The sequence below is a fragment of the Mycobacterium sp. 050128 genome (assembly GCF_036409155.1).
Lineage (GTDB): Bacteria > Actinomycetota > Actinomycetes > Mycobacteriales > Mycobacteriaceae > Mycobacterium.
Map to the genome: position 1 here is coordinate 710,674 of NZ_JAZGLW010000001.1, position 17,706 is coordinate 728,379.

Consider the following 17,706-nt stretch of genomic DNA (forward strand, 5'->3'; position numbering starts at 1 on the left):
ATCAGAACCCGGAAGACGAGTGACCGCCCCCGCCACTGGATGGGGGCTTGGGGGCCGCGGTCTGCGGCGGCGGCTTGGGCGCCACGGTCTGCTGCTGTACGGGCGGCTTCGGCGCCACCGTCTGCTGGGAGGGCTGTTGCGTCGGCTGGACCGGCTGCTGCGTCTGCGTCGGCTGGATCGGCTGCTGCGTCTGGGTCTGCTGCGTCTGCGTCTGCTGCGTCTCGGTCTGCTGCGTCGTGGGAGCGACCGTGGTGGGAGCCACGGTCGTCGTCGGCGTGATCGGCGTGTACGGCGTCGTCGTCGTCGGCGCGACCGTGGTCGTCGGCGTGATCGGCGTGGTCGTCGGCGTTGTCGGCGTTGTCGGCGGCGTGTACGGGGTCGTCGTGGGCGTCGTCGGCGTCGTCGGGGTGGTCGGCGTGGTCGGCGTCGTCGGGGTGGTCGGCGTGGTCGGTGTCGTCGGCGTCGTCGGCGTCGTGTATGTCGGCGGCGTGTACGGCGGATACCACGGATGTGGCCGCCAGCCCGGGTACGGGATGATGATCGGCACCGGCATCGGAATCGGCCCGTCCGGGTTGGGCACCAGGCCTGGAACAACCGGCGCTTCCGGAGCGGGAGCGACCGGTGCCGGACCCACGGGCGCCTGCGGCACAGCCGGAATGACGCCGCCCTGGTAGCCCGCGTTGGGCGCTTCGGGTGGCGGCGGGGGCACCGGCGCCTGCTGCTGGGTCGGCAACAGCGGCATGAACTTGCCCGGCGCGGCGTTCTGGTGTCCCACCACGGGCTCCTGGGCCGCGGTCGGCCGGACGGCGACCACCACCGCGACGGCCAGCGAGGCCACCCCGATGACCGCGAAGGCGATCACGGCATTGCCGACCAGCAAGGACCGGCGGCTCAGTTTCAGCGGGCCGGTCTCCGCGTCGGGGTCGTCGTCATAGAAGTCGTCGAACTCGTCGACCTCGCCCGCAAACAGGTCGTCGTCATCGTCGGTCATCGAGTAGGCCAGCTGGTCGACCGCGGCGGGATCGGCCAACCCGGCGGACGGGGCCATCGCGGTCGCATCGCCGGTCAGCCCGGCCGCGGGCGCCATCGCGGTCGCATCGCCGGTCAGCCCGACCGCCGGGGCCATCGCGGTGGAGTCTGCGGTCGGCGGTGCGGCGGCGATCGCGGCGCCGCGGGCCAGCGCGAAGGTGGGGTCTTCGGGAATCTGCACCCGCATCGTCGCGTCGCGGAGCTGGTCGGCGACCCCGGGGAGATCGGACGAGGCACCCACCAGAAACACGTCGTTGGTGGCGTCGGGGTGCTCACCTAGCCGCGCCATCATCGTGTCCAGCGTGCCGGTGGCGTCGCCGCCCAGCAGCTCGCTGGCCAACATGGTCGGCGGCGCATCGGGATCCCCGTCGGCCGAGCCCACCACCGACAGCGTCGCCGTGTTGTCGTCCACCACCAGCGCGCCGCCGGACCGGCCCGCCGCGCGCATCAGCGCCGTCACCGCCTGCGACTGCGACAGCACCGCGACGTTGTGCACGCCGGAATCCTCCAGCGCCTGCCGCAGCTGGTCGGCGCTGGGATGGTCGGTCCAGCACAACCGGGTCCCGACCAGGCGGTGGTGCTCGTTCGCCAGCAGCCGATTCGTCCCGACCACGGTTTCGGTGAGTTGTTCGATGGGGTTGTTAGCCAGGTCGACGACGGACTGGTCGATAACGTCACTACCGCCGGCACCCGCTCCGACAAGCGCCAAGCGGGCGACGGGGCCGGTGACAGCGACCCCCAAAACGACGTCCATACCTGCTCTCCTTCGGCTGGCCGACCCCGCAACCAGCTTGTCCCGGCATCATTACACTTCGGTACCGTCGGCAGTAACAATCATTCGGGCGACCCCGTTCGCCTACAGGCGCAGCGTAACGGCGTTCCCAGACCGGGCGGTCACTCCCGCGTCGTCCGAACGGAGATTATGTTTCCAAGTAAGCAACGAAGTCGCCTCGGCAGGGGGTTCCCCGGCCGCCGAAGCGAATGTGCGCCGTCAGTGACCGTCCTCGATACCCGGGGGGAACCGTGAGCCAGAGCAGCGACGAGGCGCCTACCGGCCCCATCAGGGGTGTGCCGGCGGCGGACCCGCAGGTTGCCGGGGCGCCGGCCCCGCGACGCAACGTCGTGGCCGACCTGACCGCCGCCGTGTTGCTCCTCGCTGCGGCGCTGCTGCCGTGGAACCTGTACTTCGGCATCGCGATCGCCGACAGCAACCCGTCCGTGTTCGCGGCCCTGATCGGGGTGACGCTGCTTTCGCTGATCGCCATCGCGTTGCCCGGTTTCGGGCGGACGGTCAGCGGGCTTCGGCTGGCGCTCAACGCTCCCTATTTGGCGCTGGTGCTCGGCTTCGTCGGGTTCGACGCGTTCGAGACCGTCCGCTTCGGCGGATCCGTGACCGTGCCGGGCGGTGTCGGGCCGGGCGCCTGGCTGGGTGTGGCCGGCGCGCTGCTGAGCACGCAATCGGGCGGTCACGCCGCGGCGCCGGACGACGACGCCGCGGACGGGCGGCACCGGTCCGCCCAGATCATCGGCTACGTCTCGATGCTGGCCGCGGCATTGAGCTTCGGCTTCACCCTGTACTGGCGGGTGAAGTACGCGCTGGGCGACTCGGCCGGCGACTTCGGTAAGCAGAACATCGCGGTCATCGTGACGGCGACGGTGTACGGCCTGGTCGCGTTGCTCGCGGTGCTCGTGGCTTCGCGGTGGCTGCTCAGCGGCACCAGGGCGTCCCGGCTGGCGACGATCGCGCTCGGAGCCTCGACGCTGGTCGCCGGGATCATCGTCTGGCTGCTCCCGGTCGGCCGTGACATCGACGCGTTCCACGGCATCGCGCAGAACACGTCGACGGCGGGCGTCGGGTTCGAGGGCTATCTGGCGTGGGCCGCGGCCGCGGCGATCTTCGTGCCGCGCACGCTGTTCGGGCGGGCCCGCACCGTGTCGTCCGAGGAAGGCGCCTGGCGGGCGGCGGCCCGAACCGGCCTGCTGCTCATCGTCATTTGGAGCCTGGGGTCGGTGGCGATGCGGATCACCGACCTGGCCGTCGCAGTGAGCCTGAACTACCCGTACTCGCGCTACGATAGCGTGGTGCTGGCCGCGTTCGACGTGGCCACCGCCGCCCTGGCCATCTGGCTGCGGATCAACCTGGGCAAAGCGTCGGCCTCGGCCCGGCTGATCACGACGCTGTGCGGACTTGTTGCCACACTGAGCATTTCGCGGGTCATCGTAGGCGTCGTGCTGGCGCCGCGGTTCCAGGAAGCGCCCAATGCTGTGCAAAACCCGGTCTACGGAAACGATTTGGCCCAGCAGATCACCAGCACCTTCGACGTCGCGCTGTCCGCGCTGGCGGTGTGCATCCTGGTGGCGGCGATCATCACCGGACACTTCAGCCGGCTGCGGCGGCGTCGCCGGGCCGCCCGCAGGCGTGCCGTCGCGCAGAATGCCGAGGCGCCGACTACCCACATCCCGACCGGCGCTCTCCCCGCCTCGGCCGATGCGACGACCCGGATCCACACCGGCGAATCACCCACCACCGCAATACCGCAACTGGCCGGTGCGCCGCGGATCTTCCGCGGCCCGGAAGACCAAGACTCGGCCACCAGCCAGCTACCGATCTCCAAGCCGCAGATCTACCGGCCGCCGCACGACCCGTCCTAGCGCGAGTCAGCGCAGCGGCGCGAACGCGAACTCGCGCAGGCCTTTACGCGGATCGATCGCCGCTCGGAAGCCCAACACCTCGGCGGCACGGGCGGGGTCTGCGACGATGTGGCGCACGTCGCCGCTGCGGTACTGCCCGGTGATCACCGGGGACACCGCCTCGTCGCGCGCCTCGCAGATCGCCGTGGCCACGTCCAGGATCGAGATCGGCCGTCCCGAGCAGACATTGACCGCGGTGAAACCGTCGCGGTCAGCGGTGGCAGCGAGGTTGGCGGCCGCCACATCGTCGACGTGGACGAAGTCGCGCATCTGGCCGCCGTCTTCGAAAACCCTTGGCGCCTGGCCCTTTTCCAGCGCCGAGCGGAAGATCGCCGCCACTCCGGAGTACGGGGTATCGCGCGGCATGCCGGGACCGTAGACGTTGTGGTAGCGCAACGCCACCACCGAGCCGCCCGTCGACTCCGACCACGCCAGCGCGTAATGCTCCTGGGCCGTCTTGCTGGCGGCGTACAGGCTGCGCGGCCGCAGGGCGGCATCCTCGTCGACCAGCCGCCAGGCCAGCTCCTCGCCGCCGAGCGGACAGCGGTGCTCGAAGGCGCCGGCATCGAGGTCCGCGCGCCGTCGCGGCAGCGGGTCGACCTCCCCGTGCTGCGGGCATTCATAGCGGCCCTGCCCGTACACCACCATCGACGATGCCAGCACCAGGCGAGAAACCCCGGCGGCGAACATCTGCGCCAGCAGCACCGTGGTGCCGTAGTCGTTGTGACCGCCGTAGGCGGGCGCGTCGGCCGCGTCGACGCCGGCGCCCACCATCGCGGCCTGGTGACACACCAGATCCACACCGTCGAGCAGCGGGGCCAGCGCCTCGGCGTCCCGGACGTCGACCCGGTGACATCCGTTGGGCAGCAACGAGTTTGGTCCGTGCGCGGCAGGCAACAGCATGTCGACGCCGATCACCTCGTGACCCGCCGCGCGCAGCGCCGCGTCCACCCGCGACCCGATGAAACCGGCCGCGCCGGTCAGCAACACCCTCACGGCAGCTCGAACGGCAGCGTGACGCCGGTGTGCGACAGGCAGTGCGTGCAGTCGCGCTCAACGGCAACCCGGGCGATGGCCTCGCGCACCAGCGTCTTGAACGGCTCGATGTTCTTCTCGAATTCCACCATCACGTCGACCGTCTTCACGCCGTCACCGTGGCCGACGCCGGCATCCAAATCGGTCACCAAAGCGATTGTCGCATAACAGATTTCAAGTTCACGAGCCAGCACCGCCTCCGGATATCCGGTCATGTTTACCAGCGTGAAACCCGCCGAGGCGAACCACTGACTCTCGGCGCGGGTGGAAAATCGCGGGCCCTGGATCACCACCATGGTGCCGCCGTCGACCACCTCGGGCAGGCCGGTGGCCGCCTCGCGCAAGGCCGGGCAATACGGGTCGGCGAAGTCGACGTGAATCGCACCGGAGTCGAAGTAGGTGTCCGCGCGGCTGTTGGTGCGATCCACCAGCTGATCGGGCACCACGATGGAGCCCGGTCCATACGCGGGATTCAGACTGCCCACCGCGCACGGCGCGAGCACCCGCCGCACACCCAGCGAGCGCAGCGCCCACATGTTGGCGCGGTACGGCACGGTGTGCGCCGAGTACTCGTGCTTGGCGCCGTGCCGGGGCAGGAAGGCGACTTCGTGCTCCCCGACAGTGCCCACCGTCAGCGGGGCGCTGGGCGGGCCGTACGGGGTGTCGGGGCTGACGTGGTGCACGTCGGAGCCGAAGAATGTATAGAAGCCGCTGCCGCCGATCACTCCGAGCATTTACGCCGCTTCCTCTCCCCGCAAGCGGGAGGTGCCCCCACATCGCTCTTTTGCTCTGCATCATCACCGGCGGGCATTCGCCCATTGTGGTGCATAGGGCAGGATGCCCTGGTGGCCACTTTTGCGCAGTGGATTTCGGGGGCCCGACCGCGGACGCTGCCCAATGCGATCGCGCCGGTCGTCGCGGGCACCGGTGCGGCGGCCTGGCAGCACGGCGCCGTGTGGTGGAAGGCGCTGCTGGCGCTGGCCGTCGCCGTCGCGCTGACGGTCGGCGTCAACTACGCCAACGACTACTCCGACGGCATCCGGGGCACCGACGACGTCCGGTCCGGCCCGGCCCGGCTGGTGGGCTCGAAACTGGCGACGCCGCGAGCGGTGCTGACCGCCGCGGTGGCGTCGCTCGCGGTGAGCGCGGCGGCCGGTCTGGCGCTGGCCCTGCTCAGCGCGCCATGGCTGATCGCGGTCGGTGTCGCGTGCATCGCGGGCGCCTGGCTGTACACCGGCGGTTCGAGGCCCTACGGGTATGCGGGCTTCGGCGAGGTCGCGGTGTTCGTGTTCTTCGGGCTGGTCGCCGTGCTGGGCACGCAGTACACCCAGGCGCTGCGGGTGGACTGGGTGGGACTGGTGCTGGCGGTGGCCACGGGCGCGCTGTCGTCGTCGGTGCTGGTGGCCAACAATCTGCGGGACATCCCGACTGACGCGCAGGCGCACAAGATCACCCTGGCGGTGCGGCTCGGCGATACCCGCACCCGGTTGTTCTATCAGGGACTGCTGGCGACCGCCGGGGTGCTGACGCTGGTGCTGATGCTGGCGACGCCGTGGTGTGCGGTGGGGTTGATTGCCACCCCGTTGGCGCTGCGCGCCGCCGGGCCGGTGCGATCCGGGCGCGGCGGCCCCGAGCTGATCCCGGTGCTGCGGGACACCGGGCTGACGATGCTGGTCTGGGCGGTCGCGGTGGCCGCGGCACTGGCGCTGGCCCACCCTGCCTGATGCGGTGAGTATGCGCTGAGGGCGGACTTCGCCGGCGCGTCGTCGCCGTAGCGGCACACCCGATAAGGGATTCCTTCACGAAGACGTCGTCGGATTCCGACAACACGCGTTAGCGTCGATGTGACAGCCCTTACACAGCAAGCCCGAGCGAGGAGCGCAATGCAGCAGATCGCCGCGACAAATGGGCCCAGGAACATCGGACTGCTCAGCGTCGGCGCCTACCGCCCCGAACGCGTGGTCACCAACGAGGAGCTGTGTCGCAACATCGACTCCTCCGACGAGTGGATCTACTCGCGCACCGGCATCAAGACCCGCCGCTTCGCCGCCGCCGACGAATCCGTCGCGTCGATGTCGGTCGAGGCCAGCCGCGAAGCGATCGCCAAGGCCGCACTGGAAGCGACCGACATCGACGGCGTCATCGTCGCCACCAGCACCCAGTTCTTGCAGACCCCGGCCAGCGCACCGGCGGTCGCTTCGGCGTTGGGCGCAACCGGTGTGCCCGCATTCGACATCTCGGCGGGATGCGCCGGCTTCGGCTACGCGGTGGGCGTCGCGGCCGACATGATCCGCGGCGGCAGCGTGGCCAAGATGCTGGTCATCGGTTCGGAGAAACTGTCCCCCACCGTGGACATGCTCGACCGCAGCAACTGCTTCATCTTCGCCGACGGCGCCGCCGCGGTCGTGCTTGGCGAGACGCCCGAGCAGGGAATCGGGCCGACCGTCTGGGGCAGCGACGGCGAGCAGGCCATGGCCATCCGTCAGGACATCGACTGGATCGCGTACACCGAGAACCCGACCGGCCCGCGCCCGTTTCTTCGGCTCGAAGGCAGCGCTGTCTTCCGTTGGGCCGCATTCGAAATGGGCAAGGTCGGGCGACAGGCGATGGACGCCGCGGGCGTGCGGTCCGATCAGATCGACGTATTCATCCCGCATCAGGCCAACGCCCGGATCAACGAGGTACTGGCCAAGAATCTGAACCTGCGCCCGGACGCGATTGTCGCCAATGACATTGAGCACACCGGGAATACGTCCGCGGCGTCCATTCCGCTGGCGATGGCCGAGCTGCTCGCCACCGGGGCGTCGCGGCCCGGCGATCTGGCCCTGCTGATCGGATACGGCGCGGGCCTGAGCTATGCCGCGCAGGTCGTGCGGATGCCCAACTACTGAGCTCAGCTCTTGGAGGGTTCGTCGTCGCCGGCCTCACCGCGCAGCCGGGCTTGCAGGTGTTCGCGTTCGGCGCGCCGGCGTTCGCCGGAAACCGCAAGCGAAGCCGTGGCACGCCGGCGCAGCGGGCCGAACAGCCAGATGCCCAGCGGCATCGCGATGATCAACGCGAACAAAGCCGCGACGACGATCGGGATCTGATTGACGCCGAGCAGCCGCGCCGCGAGATAGATCACTGCAGTGAGCACGAGCGCCAGCAGCAGCCGCGCCGCCGCGTAGAGCAAAACGTCGACAACCGCGCTGTCGCGGGTGCGCTGCGGCGCGTCGTCCGACGGAGTGTTCCCAGTGCTGTTGTCGCTTGGCCCTTCTGACACAGCTCGAGCCTACGGCGCGAGTATATTCGCTCAAAGGAGGTGTGCAGTGCTCTACCTGGTGGTTGTCCTGGTCTTGGGGACGCTGATCTACATTGGCTGGCGCGCGGCGCGATCGCAGGCGCACCGGCCGAAGACCCGCGTCATCGGACCCGACGACGATCCAGACTTCATGCGGCGGTTGGAAAGCGGGGACGACAACCCCCGCTGACCGCTCCGTTAAGCGATGCCGAGGTTCGGCTGGTCTCCCGGAAACCCTTCGGCGACAACGGCAGCCAAGCTGGTGAGTGCTTCACGGGTCTCCCGCCGCATCTGATCCAGGTGGATCTCGGCGCCCTCGTCGAGATGAGCGTCGTAGGGCACCAACCGCACCGCGCGGCAGCGCCGCGAGAAGTGATCGACCACCTTGTTCATGTCGACCTTGCCGGTCTTCGGGCGCACCGCGTTGATGACCGCGATCGAGTTGCGAACCAGCGCTTCGTGGCCGTGCGCGTCGAGCCAGTCCAGCGTCGCCGAGGCGCTGCGCGCACCGTCGATGGAACCGGAACTCACCACGATCAGAACGTCGGCGTTCTCCAGCACCGACGACATCGCCGAGTGCAGCAGGCCGGGCCCGCAGTCGGTGATCACCAGGCCGTAGTAGCGCTCGAGGATGCCCAGGGTGCGGGTGTAGTCGTCGGCGTTGAATGCCTCCGATACCGCCGGATCGCTTTCCGACGCCAGCACTTCCAGCCCGCTCGGGCCCCTCGAGGTGTAGCGGCGGACATCGCTGTAGCGCTCGACCGTTCCGGCGTCGTGCAGCAGTTGACGCACCGTGCCCGCGGTCTCCAGCGGGATCTTTTGGCTCAGGGTGCCGCGGTCGGGGTTGGCGTCGACGGCCACCACCCGGTCGCCGCGGATCTGGGCGAAGGTGGCACCCAGCGTGGCGGCGATCGTGGTTTTACCGACGCCACCCTTCAGGGAGATCACCGCGATCCGGTAGGAGCCGCGCAACGGCCGGTTGACCGACGCCACCAGGTTGTTCTGCCGGGCGGCCCGAGGGCTCTCCCCCAGGTTGATGGTCCGGCCGGACAGCACGTAGACCAGCCGGCGCCAGCCTTCCGATGGCGGCGGCTTGATCGGCCGCAGCAGCATGCCGGTGGACAGTTCCGGATACGGCGTATGCGGCAGGTGCTCGCGGCGGTACGGGGCCGGGGCTTGCGCGGGCGCCTCGGAGGGGCCGTTGTAGTAGGCGCCGTATGCGGTCGGGTCGACCCGCGGGATGCCGGTCACCGGCGTGGAATCCCAGGGCGGCATCCCGGCCGGGGGAGGCGCCGGTGCTTCGCGCCGCTCGGTTGCCGTGACCCGACGCTCGGTGCGGAAGCCGGCGAAGGCCCTGGTCGGCGCCTCGGCGTTGGGATCGGAAGACGTCTCGCCGGCCGACTGCTGCTCCTGCGGATTCAAATCAGCCGTCGGATGTTCCGGCGCCCCCACGCCACTCGATGACTGCTCAGCCACGTGCATTTCCCCCTTGTTGCGGTGTTGCTTCCTAACTGTCAGCCCACGCCGGCATACGAATGCAGGCCCACGGTCACCAGGTTAACGAAGAACAAATTGAAGACCATGGCCACGAAACCGACCACGTTGACCCAGGCGGCCTTCCTGTCCCGCCATCCCGCGGTCGACCTGGCATGCAGGTACGCCGCGTATACCACCCAGGCGATGAAAGAAACCGTCTCCTTGGGATCCCAGCCCCAATACCTGCCCCAGGCCTCCTCGGCCCAGATGGCTCCGAAGATGACCCCGAAACCGAAGACCGGGAACGCGAAGATCGTGGTGCGGTAGGCGATGCGGTCCAGCGTCTGCGCGTCGGGCAGCCGCTGCACGATTCGGGCCAGGGCCCCCTCGGTCGCGGGGTCGCCCAGCCGCGAGGTGCGCAGCAGGAACAGGATGCTGGCGATGCCGGCGACCAGGAACACCCCGGAGCCCAGGCTGACCACCGACACGTGGATGGGCAGCCAGTAGGACTGCAGCGCCGGCATCACGGGTGCGGCATTGGTGTAGAGCCAGCGCCCGGACACCGTGAGCAGGATCAGCACCGGCAGCAGCAGGAAAACCCAGAGCGGGCGGAATTGCGGGCGGCGCAGCACGATGGCGCCGGCGATCAGCCCGCACAGGCAGGTGAGGTTGATGAACTCGTACATGTTGCCCCACGGCACCCGCATGGTGGCCAGGCCGCGCAGCACCAGGCAGGCCAGCAGCAGACCGATGCCGAGGTAGACGACGGCAAGCCCGGCCCGCCCGGCGCGTTCGTCGACCGGCCGCCGGTCGACGTCCTCGACGATGCCGGGGGTGGCGCTGTCGGCGGCAACGCCGGCCAGCACCCGTTCGCGGTCGTCGGATCGCCGGCTGCCGGCGTAGGCGAGCTCGAAGGCCAGCAGCAGCAGCGCGACGACCAGGGCCACCACCGCCGAGGTGAACGCCCAGTCGGAGTAGCGCGCCAGGCCGATATTGACGTGTGTGGTGTTCACGTGACGTCCACCTCAGAACTCCTTCTGGACGCTGGGTCGTGGGCGTGGCCCGGGTCGCCGGATTCGTCAAGCCCGCTCAACAGGCGCTCGGTGAGCCTTTCGAACTCGTCACCCCAACCGGAGTTGTCGGTGCGGGCCAAGCCGCCCAGCTCGACGTTCACCGTACCGGGGGCCGATTCCACCGGCATCAGACGAATCCATACCCGGCGGCGGCGCACCAGCAGCGAGACCAGCAGCCCGGCCATCATCGTGATCGCGAAGACCAGCACCCAGGCCTGGCCGGGGTCGTGGGAGACCTGCAGGTTGACGAACGGCACGGCGCCGTCGAACCGGATCGTGGTGCCCGCGCCGGGACCCTGGTCGATGCGCACCTGTTGGCCGGCGCGCAGGTTGACCCGCTTCTCCTTGGTCAGCCGGCCCTGCTCGATCAGCCGCGGGTCCAGGGTGAACAACGACTGCGGACGCCCGCTGTCCAGGCCGGTGTCGCCACGGTAGATGTCGACGGCCACCGCCGGGGCGTCCAGCGCCGGGAACCGCGACGACAACAGCGCGCCATCGAGTTGCTCGGTGGGCGCCAACAGACCCTGGATCGCGATCTGGTGTTGGCGCCGATCGCCGGCGTTGGGATAGCTGCCGGCCGGCGGGTCGATGCGCGCCACCCCCGACGAGAGCAGGGTCTGCGGGTTGTCGGGCCGCCACTGCACGGTCGACGTGCGCTTCTGCCCGTCGGGGAAGGTCACGGTGAAGCTGGGTGCGTAGCCGTGGCCCTGCAGGTACACCCGGTCGCCGCCGACCCGCAGCGGGTGGTTGACCTCCAGCCGGTAGGGCCGCCAGCTGTTGGCCGCCAGGTCGCGGCCGTCCTGGTAGTCGATATCGGCGGCGAACGACGTGGCCTGCCCGGACGGCAGGTAGTGCGCCTGAAAGTCGTTGACTCGCAAGCAGATTGGGTGCAGCGAGGTGCCGTCGACAGTGTTGCCGGCGCGGAACGAGTCGAACGCGGCCGGTGAGGCCGAGCAGAAGCCGGGGCCGCCGTCGGCGATGACGATGACGTTGCCCTCGTAGCCGAACAGCTTGCCGACGGCCACCGCGACCAGCAGCCCCAGCAGCGAGAAGTGGAAGACGATGTTGCCGAATTCGCGTAGGTAGCCCTTTTCGGCCGAGATCTCGACGGCGTCGTCCTCGTGTCGGATCACGGTCCGCCAGCCGTTCAGCCGCCCCGCGACCTTGTTCGCCAGGGCGTTCAGGTCGGCCTCGTCGGCCAGGGTGAGCCGCGCGCTGGTGTGCTTGGGCAGCCGGGCCAGGTTGCGCGGGGCGGCGACGGGCGTGGCGCGCAGGCTGCGGGCGTGCTCGACCATCCGCGGGGTCAGGCAGCCGACGAGGGAGACGAACAGCAACACGTAGATGGCGGTGAACCAGAAGCTGGAGAACACGTCGAAGGCCTGCAGCCGATTCAGCCACGGGCCGATGGTCGGGTGGGCGGCCAGGTACTCGTCGACCTTGCCCGCGTTGAGGCTGCGCTGCGGCAGCAGCGCTCCGGGGATCGCACCAAGCGCCAGCAGACACAGCAGCACCAGCGCGGTGCCCATCGATGTCAGCGCGCGCCAGGTGTTGCGCGTCCAAGCCAGAACTTGTCTCAAATCGGCAACCTCACGTCGCTGACGAACGCGTCGCGCAGCCAGGAGATGAAGTCGCTCCACACGCCGGTGACCAGCAACACCCCGACCGCGATCAGCAGCGCGCCGCCGAAGACCTGGATGGCCCGGCTGTGCCGGCGCAGCCAGCCGAGGCCGGCGACCGCGCGGGCCGAGCCAAAAGCCAACAGCACGAACGGGATTCCCAACCCCAAGCAGTAGGCGATCACCAGCAGGATGCCGCGTGGGACATTCGCGCCGTCGGTGGCCGAGGCCACGGTGATCACGCCGGTCAACGTCGGGCCCAAACACGGCGTCCAGCCCAGCGCGAACACCGCCCCCAGCACGGGCGCCCCGGCGACCGTCGTCAGCTGTTGCGGGCTGAACCGGACCTGGCGCTGCAAAGCGGGAATGAGGCCGACGAATACCAGGCCCATCACGATCGTCAGCACGCCGCCGACGCGCTGCAGCACCAGTTGGTTGGTGATCAGCGTCGTGGTCATCCCGAGCACGGCGACGGTGCCGAGGACGAACACCGTCGTGAATCCGGCGACGAACAGTGCCGCCGACCCGGCGACGCGCCACCGGGCCGCGGGCGGGGCCTTGACCGCGCCGGACCCCGGCTGGTCGTCCACCCCGACCACCGCGGCCAGATACGACAGGTAGCCGGGCACCAGCGGCACCACGCAGGGCGAGGCGAACGACACCAGCCCCGCGAGCACGCAGGCACCGAGGGCTACCAGCAAGGGCCCGGCGGCGGCCGTCTGTGCGAAACCGGTCATCGAGACGAACCCTGCTGCCCCGGCGTCTTCAGTCCCGGCGGCGCTTCCTGGGTCAGCTTCTGCACCACCGGCCGCAGATCGGACGCCAGCAACTCCCGCAGGAACACCGCCGCCACCCGGTGCTGGCGATCCAGCACCAGCGTCGACGGGATGACGGTGGTCGGGTATTTGCCGCCGAAGGCGATCAGGGTGCGCATCGCCGGGTCGTAGATCGACGGGTAGGTGACGGCTCGATCGTTGACGAAGTCCAGGGCCGCCTGACGGTTGTTGTCGCGCACGTCGATGCCCAGGAATGACGCCCCGGATGCGCGGGTGCCGTCACACACCTGCTGCAGCTGGGTGACTTCGGCGCGGCACGGCCCGCACCACTGGCCCCAGACGTTGATGACGACGACGTTGCCGGAGAAGATCGAGTCGTCCAGCGACAGCGTGTGCGACGGGTCGGCCAGATCCGGTCCGGACAGCGGGCCGGGGCGGCCGCGACTCGAAGGCGGGTCGTAGAAGATGTCGGTTTTGCCTCCGGGAGAAACGAATTCGAAGGTGCCGCCCTGCGCGACGGCATCATGACCAGCCGAGCAGCCGGTCGACAATCCGCAGATTGCCAACACGGCCACGGCGATCATCGGCCGAAGCATGGTCAGGTGCCGCCCGCCGGTTGGGAGTACTCGACGTCGACCAGCCGGTCGCCGTCGTAGACCAGGGTGGTCAGCGAGGCGAGGTCGCATTCGCGCCGCCGCGGGTCGTGCCACAGCCGCTGGCCGGTCAGGTGCAGCCGCAGCGTCCACACCGGCAGCTGATGGCTGACGCACACCACCTCGTGGCCCGCGCCGCGGGCCCGCGCCTTGTCCACCGCGGTCGACATGCGGTCCGCGATCTCGCGATAGGGCTCGCCCCACGATGGCGTGAACGGATTGCGCAGCTGCCACCACACCCGGGGGTCGCGCCAGGCGCCGTCGCCGGGACTGATCCGGCGGCCCTCGAAGAAGTTCGCCGACTCGATCAGAGCGGGATCGGTGTCGATCGGCAGGTTGAGCCCGGACGCGATGGGAGTCGCGGTCTCCTGGGCCCGCTGCAGCGGCGAGGCGATGACCGCGACGATGTCGCGGCCGGCCAGCGCGTCGGCGACCGCCGCCGCTTGCGCTTTCCCCCTGTCGGACAGGTGGAATCCGGGCAGCCTCCCGTACAGGATGCGGTCGGGGTTGTGCACCTCGCCGTGGCGCATCACATGCACCCGGGTTTGTTCGGCCATCAAGATTCTCCCTCTTGGGTCGCGCTCGCGGCGGCGCGCGCGGCACCGGGCAGCGCAGCCGCGATTCGCGCGAACGCGGTGTCGTCGAGTGCCGCCGAAACGAACCACGCCTCGTACGCGCTGCAGGGCGGGTAGACCCCCGCGTCCAGCAGGGCGTGGAAGAACGGCGGATAGCGCCAAGTCTGGCTGTTGCGTGCCGACGCGAAGTCGGTGACCGGCGTGTCGGTGAAGAACACGCCGAGCATATTGCCGGCCCGCGGAATCTGGTGCGGCACACCAGCATTGGTGAGCGCTTCGGAGAACAGTCCGGCCAGGCGGTCGGCGTTGGCGTCCAGCGCGGCGTAGACGGCGTCGTCCGCGGTGCGCAGGGTGGCCAGCCCGGCGGCCATCGCCACCGGGTTGCCCGACAAGGTGCCGGCCTGATACACCGGCCCCAGCGGCGCCAGGCGCTCCATCACCTCGACCCGCCCGCCGAACGCAGCGGCGGGCAGCCCACCGCTCATCACCTTCCCGAACGTGAACAGGTCGGCGGCGACGGGATCGATTCCGTACCAACCGCTTCGGCTGACCCGGAAGCCGGTCATCACCTCGTCGACGATCAGTAGCGCGCCGTGCTCGGCGGTGATCGCCCGCAGCGCCGCGTTGTAGCCGACGCCCGGTGGGACGACGCCCATGTTGCCGGGGCTGGCCTCGGTGATCACCGCGGCGATCTGGTCGCCGAACCGCGCGAACGTTTCGCGCACCGCATCAATGTCGTTGTACGGCAGAACAATTGTGTCGGCCGCGGCGGCGCCGGTGACACCCGGCGAGGACGGTAGACCCAGCGTCGCCACCCCGGATCCCGCGTCGGCGAGCAACGCGTCCGCGTGGCCGTGATAGCAGCCGGAGAACTTGATGATCTTGGCCCTGCCGGTGAAGCCGCGCGCCAGCCGCACCGCGCTCATCGTGGCCTCGGTGCCGGAGTTCACCAGCCGGAGCCGCTCGACCGGCGCGACCCGGCCGATGATCTCGGAGGCCAGCTCGGACTCCGCGGGGGTGGGCGCCCCGAACGACAGACCGTTCGCCGCGGCCTTGACGACCGCGTCGACCACGGCGGGGTGCGCGTGGCCCAGGATCATCGGACCCCAGGAGCAGACCAGGTCGACGTAGCGATTGCCGTCAGCGTCGGTGAGCCAGCAGCCGTGCGCCTCGGTGATGAACCGCGGCGTGCCGCCTACCGCGGTGAACGCGCGCACCGGCGAGTTCACCCCGCCGGGGATGACCTTGCAGGCGTCGTCGAACAGCCGCGCCGAGGTGCGCACCGACGCGGTCGCCTGATCAGTGCTGCCCATACCGACCAGTGTCCCAGTCTCGGCCGATCGCTCAACTACAGGGTGTAGCAGTCGGGCGTCCTGTTGGCCGGATGCCTGCGCTCCTCGACCGTTTGCCCCCGATTAAGCGGCGACGCCTTGAAGTCGCCCGCCGACGAAGAGTTGGATGGTGGTTATGCAACTTCCCCAAGGCCTGGCCCGTTTTAACCGGCACGTCACCAACCCCATTCAGAAGATGTGGGCCGGCTGGGCCCCGTCCTTCGCGATCATCGAGCACACCGGGCGTAAGTCCGGCAAGGAGTTCCGCACGCCGGTGAGCGCGTTCGACGCCACCGTCGACGGCAAGCCCGGCATCGCGGTGCTGCTGACCTACGGCCCGGATCGCGACTGGCTGAAGAACCTCAAGGCCGCCGACGGCGGAAAGATGCGGCGCCACGGCAAGACGTTCGGCATCACCAACCCCCAGGTCGTGACCAGGGATGAGGCGGCCGAGCATGTGAGCAGCGGGACGCGGCGCGTCTTCGGGCGGCTGCCGTTCGAGCAGGCGGTGCTGTTCACCAAGACTTCCTAGGCGGCGCGGCGGCCCCGCGCGCGGGCGACGGCGTAGATCGCCAGCACCGCCGCCCACGACAACAGGCTGAGCCACAGCTGGCTGCGCGCCGAATGGTCGAACGCCATCTGCACCAGCACGGCGGTGATTCCGGCCAACGTGAGGATCGACAGCACCGGGAAAAACCACATCTTCAATCGCAGCTTCTCCGGAGGAGTGCGGCGGCGCAGGATGATCTGCGACAACGCGATCAGCCAGTAGACGAACAAGATGATCGCGCCCGAGGAATTGAGCAGGAATAGAAACACCGTGCGCGGCGACAGCCAGGACATGAGCACGCACAGGAACCCGATCGCCGACGAGAACAAGATGGCGAAGTGCGGGACCCCGCGCCCGCTGAGTTTGACCAGCCGCATCGGCGCCTCGTTGCGCGCGGCGAGCACGAACAGCATGCGCGAGGCGGTGTAGAGGCCGGAGTTCAGGCAGGACAACACCGCGGTGAGCACCACCGCATTCATCACCTGATCCGCGCCGGGCAGGCCCATCTGCTTGAACGCCGCGACATAGGGCGAAGCACCGAGCTCGACCGAGTTCCACGGCAGGATGACGACGAGCAGAAAGACCGAGCCGACGAAGAAGATGGCGATGCGCACGACCACCGAGCGCGTCGCTCGCTGCACCCCGAGCGCCGGGTCGCGACTTTCGGCCGCGGCGACCGTGACGATCTCGGCACCGACCATCGAGAAGATCACCACGACGATCGCGGCGAAGACCGCGCCGATGCCCTTCGGGAAGAATCCGCCGTGGGCGGTCAGGTTGGCGAACCCGCCGTGGTGACCCGGCCACAGGCCGAGCACGAATGCCGCGCCGATGCCGAGGAAGGCGATGATGGTCGCGACTTTGATTCCGGCGAACCAGAATTCGAACTCGCCGAACGATGTCACCGAGAACAGATTCGTCGCGGTCATCAACACCATCAGGCACAGCGACAGCACCCACAGCGGCGCGTGGAACCAGTAGTTGAGGACCTTGCCGCCGGCGACCGCCTCGAACCCGACGACGATCACCCAGAAGTACCAATACAGCCAGCCCACCGAAAACCCAGCCCAGCCGCCCAGCGCCTCGGCCGAGTAGTCGGCGAACGATCCGGTCGACGGGTTGGCGGCGGCCATCTCGCCCAGCATCCGCATCACCAGGACAACCAGCAGGCCGCACAGCGCATACGTCAGGAACGCGGCGGGGCCGGTGTCCCGGATCACCACGCCCGACCCGACGAACAATCCGGCGCCGATCACACCGCCGAGCGCGATCATGCTCAGCTGTCGCTGCGAAAGCCCTTGGCGTAGCTCCGCAGTGCTACTCACGTCTTGCCATGTCACGGGCCTCCCGGCACGCCCCCAGCTAGTCTTGGAGATTAACCACAGCACATGGGTGCCGTGGCATCAACCGGAAGCGCCCGACCACGTGCGCTCAGCATACGCAGGCAGCCGCCACGCCTCAGGCATGCGAGCGGCGCCCGCTCACCCTTAGCCGGACCCGCGGTGTGTTAGCTCGAGCTACCTGGATTCGACGTGCGTTGAGAATATCGCGTGAAATGGTGGGACAGAACGTAATTCAAACCCTCAGGCATCCGGAATTCCCGTAGCGAGGACGTTTTCAC

At 69.2% G+C, this 17,706-nt stretch carries 17 protein-coding genes; 5 read left to right on the forward strand and 12 right to left on the reverse strand.

What is annotated here, in order from left to right:
* Position 1 precedes the first annotated feature (1 nt).
* Positions 2 to 1,783, reverse strand: a complete 1,782-nt coding sequence (locus SKC41_RS03445) for a hypothetical protein (protein WP_330976327.1) — start codon at positions 1,781 to 1,783, stop codon at positions 2 to 4.
* Between the two features lie 227 nt (positions 1,784 to 2,010).
* Here SKC41_RS03445 and SKC41_RS03450 point away from each other — a divergent pair, with 227 nt between their 5' ends.
* Positions 2,011 to 3,681 (forward strand): DUF7937 domain-containing protein, encoded by a 1,671-nt coding sequence (locus SKC41_RS03450; protein WP_442931551.1) that lies wholly within the window; start codon positions 2,011 to 2,013, stop codon positions 3,679 to 3,681.
* A gap of 6 nt (positions 3,682 to 3,687) precedes the next feature.
* Here the strand turns inward: SKC41_RS03450 and SKC41_RS03455 are convergent, their stop codons facing one another.
* Positions 3,688 to 4,716 (reverse strand): NAD-dependent epimerase/dehydratase family protein, encoded by a 1,029-nt coding sequence (locus tag SKC41_RS03455; protein ID WP_330976329.1) that lies wholly within the window; start codon positions 4,714 to 4,716, stop codon positions 3,688 to 3,690.
* Entirely contained in the window at positions 4,713 to 5,489 is a 777-nt protein-coding gene (locus tag SKC41_RS03460; RefSeq protein ID WP_330976330.1) for an S-methyl-5'-thioadenosine phosphorylase, read from the reverse strand. Before SKC41_RS03460 ends, SKC41_RS03455 begins: the two co-directional genes overlap by 4 nt.
* A 111-nt stretch (positions 5,490 to 5,600) precedes the next feature.
* Here SKC41_RS03460 and SKC41_RS03465 point away from each other — a divergent pair, with 111 nt between their 5' ends.
* Both SKC41_RS03465 and SKC41_RS03470 read left to right on the forward strand, forming a co-directional pair.
* Positions 5,601 to 6,479: a 1,4-dihydroxy-2-naphthoate polyprenyltransferase gene (locus SKC41_RS03465; RefSeq protein ID WP_330976331.1), complete on the forward strand. Its 879-nt coding sequence runs from the start codon at positions 5,601 to 5,603 to the stop codon at positions 6,477 to 6,479.
* A 159-nt stretch (positions 6,480 to 6,638) separates the two neighbouring features.
* Positions 6,639 to 7,646 (forward strand): beta-ketoacyl-ACP synthase III, encoded by a 1,008-nt coding sequence (locus SKC41_RS03470; protein WP_330976332.1) that lies wholly within the window; start codon positions 6,639 to 6,641, stop codon positions 7,644 to 7,646.
* A 2-nt stretch (positions 7,647 to 7,648) separates the two neighbouring features.
* Here SKC41_RS03470 and SKC41_RS03475 read toward each other — a convergent pair whose 3' ends face one another.
* Positions 7,649 to 8,017 (reverse strand): DUF4229 domain-containing protein, encoded by a 369-nt coding sequence (locus SKC41_RS03475; protein WP_442931552.1) that lies wholly within the window; start codon positions 8,015 to 8,017, stop codon positions 7,649 to 7,651.
* Positions 8,018 to 8,063: 46 nt separating this feature from the next.
* Between SKC41_RS03475 and SKC41_RS03480 the strand changes: the two genes are divergently transcribed.
* Complete coding sequence (locus tag SKC41_RS03480) at positions 8,064 to 8,225, forward strand: hypothetical protein (protein ID WP_330976333.1); 162 nt, start codon at positions 8,064 to 8,066, stop codon at positions 8,223 to 8,225.
* An 8-nt stretch (positions 8,226 to 8,233) separates the two neighbouring features.
* On the opposite strand, the gene SKC41_RS03485 is transcribed toward SKC41_RS03480, so the two are convergent.
* The 7 genes from SKC41_RS03485 to hemL are packed head-to-tail and all read right to left on the reverse strand — an operon-like array spanning position 8,234 to position 15,517.
* The gene (locus SKC41_RS03485) at positions 8,234 to 9,517 is read right to left on the reverse strand and encodes a nucleotide-binding protein (protein WP_442931553.1); all 1,284 of its coding nucleotides are present in this window, start codon (positions 9,515 to 9,517) and stop codon (positions 8,234 to 8,236) included.
* Positions 9,518 to 9,549: 32 nt separating this feature from the next.
* A complete protein-coding gene (gene ccsB / locus SKC41_RS03490) occupies positions 9,550 to 10,524 on the reverse strand; it encodes a c-type cytochrome biogenesis protein CcsB (protein WP_330976335.1) in 975 nt (324 codons plus the stop codon).
* A complete protein-coding gene (gene resB, locus SKC41_RS03495; protein WP_330978738.1) occupies positions 10,521 to 12,110 on the reverse strand; it encodes a cytochrome c biogenesis protein ResB in 1,590 nt (529 codons plus the stop codon). The genes ccsB and resB overlap by 4 nt, the downstream gene beginning before the upstream one ends.
* Positions 12,111 to 12,157: 47 nt before the next feature.
* On the reverse strand, positions 12,158 to 12,937 hold the full coding sequence (locus SKC41_RS03500; protein WP_330976336.1) for a cytochrome c biogenesis CcdA family protein: 780 nt from the start codon (positions 12,935 to 12,937) through the stop codon (positions 12,158 to 12,160).
* Positions 12,934 to 13,572, reverse strand: a complete 639-nt coding sequence (locus SKC41_RS03505) for a TlpA family protein disulfide reductase (protein WP_330976337.1) — start codon at positions 13,570 to 13,572, stop codon at positions 12,934 to 12,936. Before SKC41_RS03505 ends, SKC41_RS03500 begins: the two co-directional genes overlap by 4 nt.
* A gap of 2 nt (positions 13,573 to 13,574) precedes the next feature.
* Complete coding sequence (locus tag SKC41_RS03510) at positions 13,575 to 14,186, reverse strand: histidine phosphatase family protein (protein WP_330976338.1); 612 nt, start codon at positions 14,184 to 14,186, stop codon at positions 13,575 to 13,577.
* Positions 14,186 to 15,517, reverse strand: coding sequence for a glutamate-1-semialdehyde 2,1-aminomutase (gene hemL, locus SKC41_RS03515; protein WP_330976339.1), 1,332 nt, complete (start codon positions 15,515 to 15,517; stop codon positions 14,186 to 14,188). The genes SKC41_RS03510 and hemL overlap by 1 nt, the downstream gene beginning before the upstream one ends.
* A gap of 154 nt (positions 15,518 to 15,671) precedes the next feature.
* Here hemL and SKC41_RS03520 point away from each other — a divergent pair, with 154 nt between their 5' ends.
* Positions 15,672 to 16,067, forward strand: coding sequence for a nitroreductase family deazaflavin-dependent oxidoreductase (locus SKC41_RS03520; protein ID WP_330976340.1), 396 nt, complete (start codon positions 15,672 to 15,674; stop codon positions 16,065 to 16,067).
* On the opposite strand, the gene SKC41_RS03525 is transcribed toward SKC41_RS03520, so the two are convergent.
* Positions 16,064 to 17,410, reverse strand: a complete 1,347-nt coding sequence (locus SKC41_RS03525; RefSeq protein ID WP_330976341.1) for an amino acid permease — start codon at positions 17,408 to 17,410, stop codon at positions 16,064 to 16,066. The two genes, SKC41_RS03520 and SKC41_RS03525, sit on opposite strands and share 4 nt — an antisense overlap.
* Between the last annotated feature and the right edge of the window lie 296 nt (positions 17,411 to 17,706).

Bases quoted from the DNA above. Each gene is read 5' to 3' on its own strand.
- SKC41_RS03445 (WP_330976327.1), bottom strand. From the start codon at position 1,783: ATGGACGTCGTTTTGGGGGTCGCTGTCACCGGCCCCGTCGCCCGCTTG.
- SKC41_RS03450 (WP_442931551.1), top strand. From the start codon at position 2,011: ATGTGCGCCGTCAGTGACCGTCCTCGATACCCGGGGGGAACCGTGAGC.
- SKC41_RS03460 (WP_330976330.1), bottom strand. From the start codon at position 5,489: ATGCTCGGAGTGATCGGCGGCAGCGGCTTCTATACATTCTTCGGCTCC.
- SKC41_RS03470 (WP_330976332.1), top strand. From the start codon at position 6,639: ATGCAGCAGATCGCCGCGACAAATGGGCCCAGGAACATCGGACTGCTC.
- SKC41_RS03485 (WP_442931553.1), bottom strand. From the start codon at position 9,517: ATGCACGTGGCTGAGCAGTCATCGAGTGGCGTGGGGGCGCCGGAACAT.
- resB (WP_330978738.1), bottom strand. From the start codon at position 12,110: ATGGGCACCGCGCTGGTGCTGCTGTGTCTGCTGGCGCTTGGTGCGATC.
- SKC41_RS03500 (WP_330976336.1), bottom strand. From the start codon at position 12,937: ATGACCGGTTTCGCACAGACGGCCGCCGCCGGGCCCTTGCTGGTAGCC.
- SKC41_RS03505 (WP_330976337.1), bottom strand. From the start codon at position 13,572: ATGCTTCGGCCGATGATCGCCGTGGCCGTGTTGGCAATCTGCGGATTG.
- SKC41_RS03510 (WP_330976338.1), bottom strand. From the start codon at position 14,186: ATGGCCGAACAAACCCGGGTGCATGTGATGCGCCACGGCGAGGTGCAC.
- hemL (WP_330976339.1), bottom strand. From the start codon at position 15,517: ATGGGCAGCACTGATCAGGCGACCGCGTCGGTGCGCACCTCGGCGCGG.
- SKC41_RS03520 (WP_330976340.1), top strand. From the start codon at position 15,672: ATGCAACTTCCCCAAGGCCTGGCCCGTTTTAACCGGCACGTCACCAAC.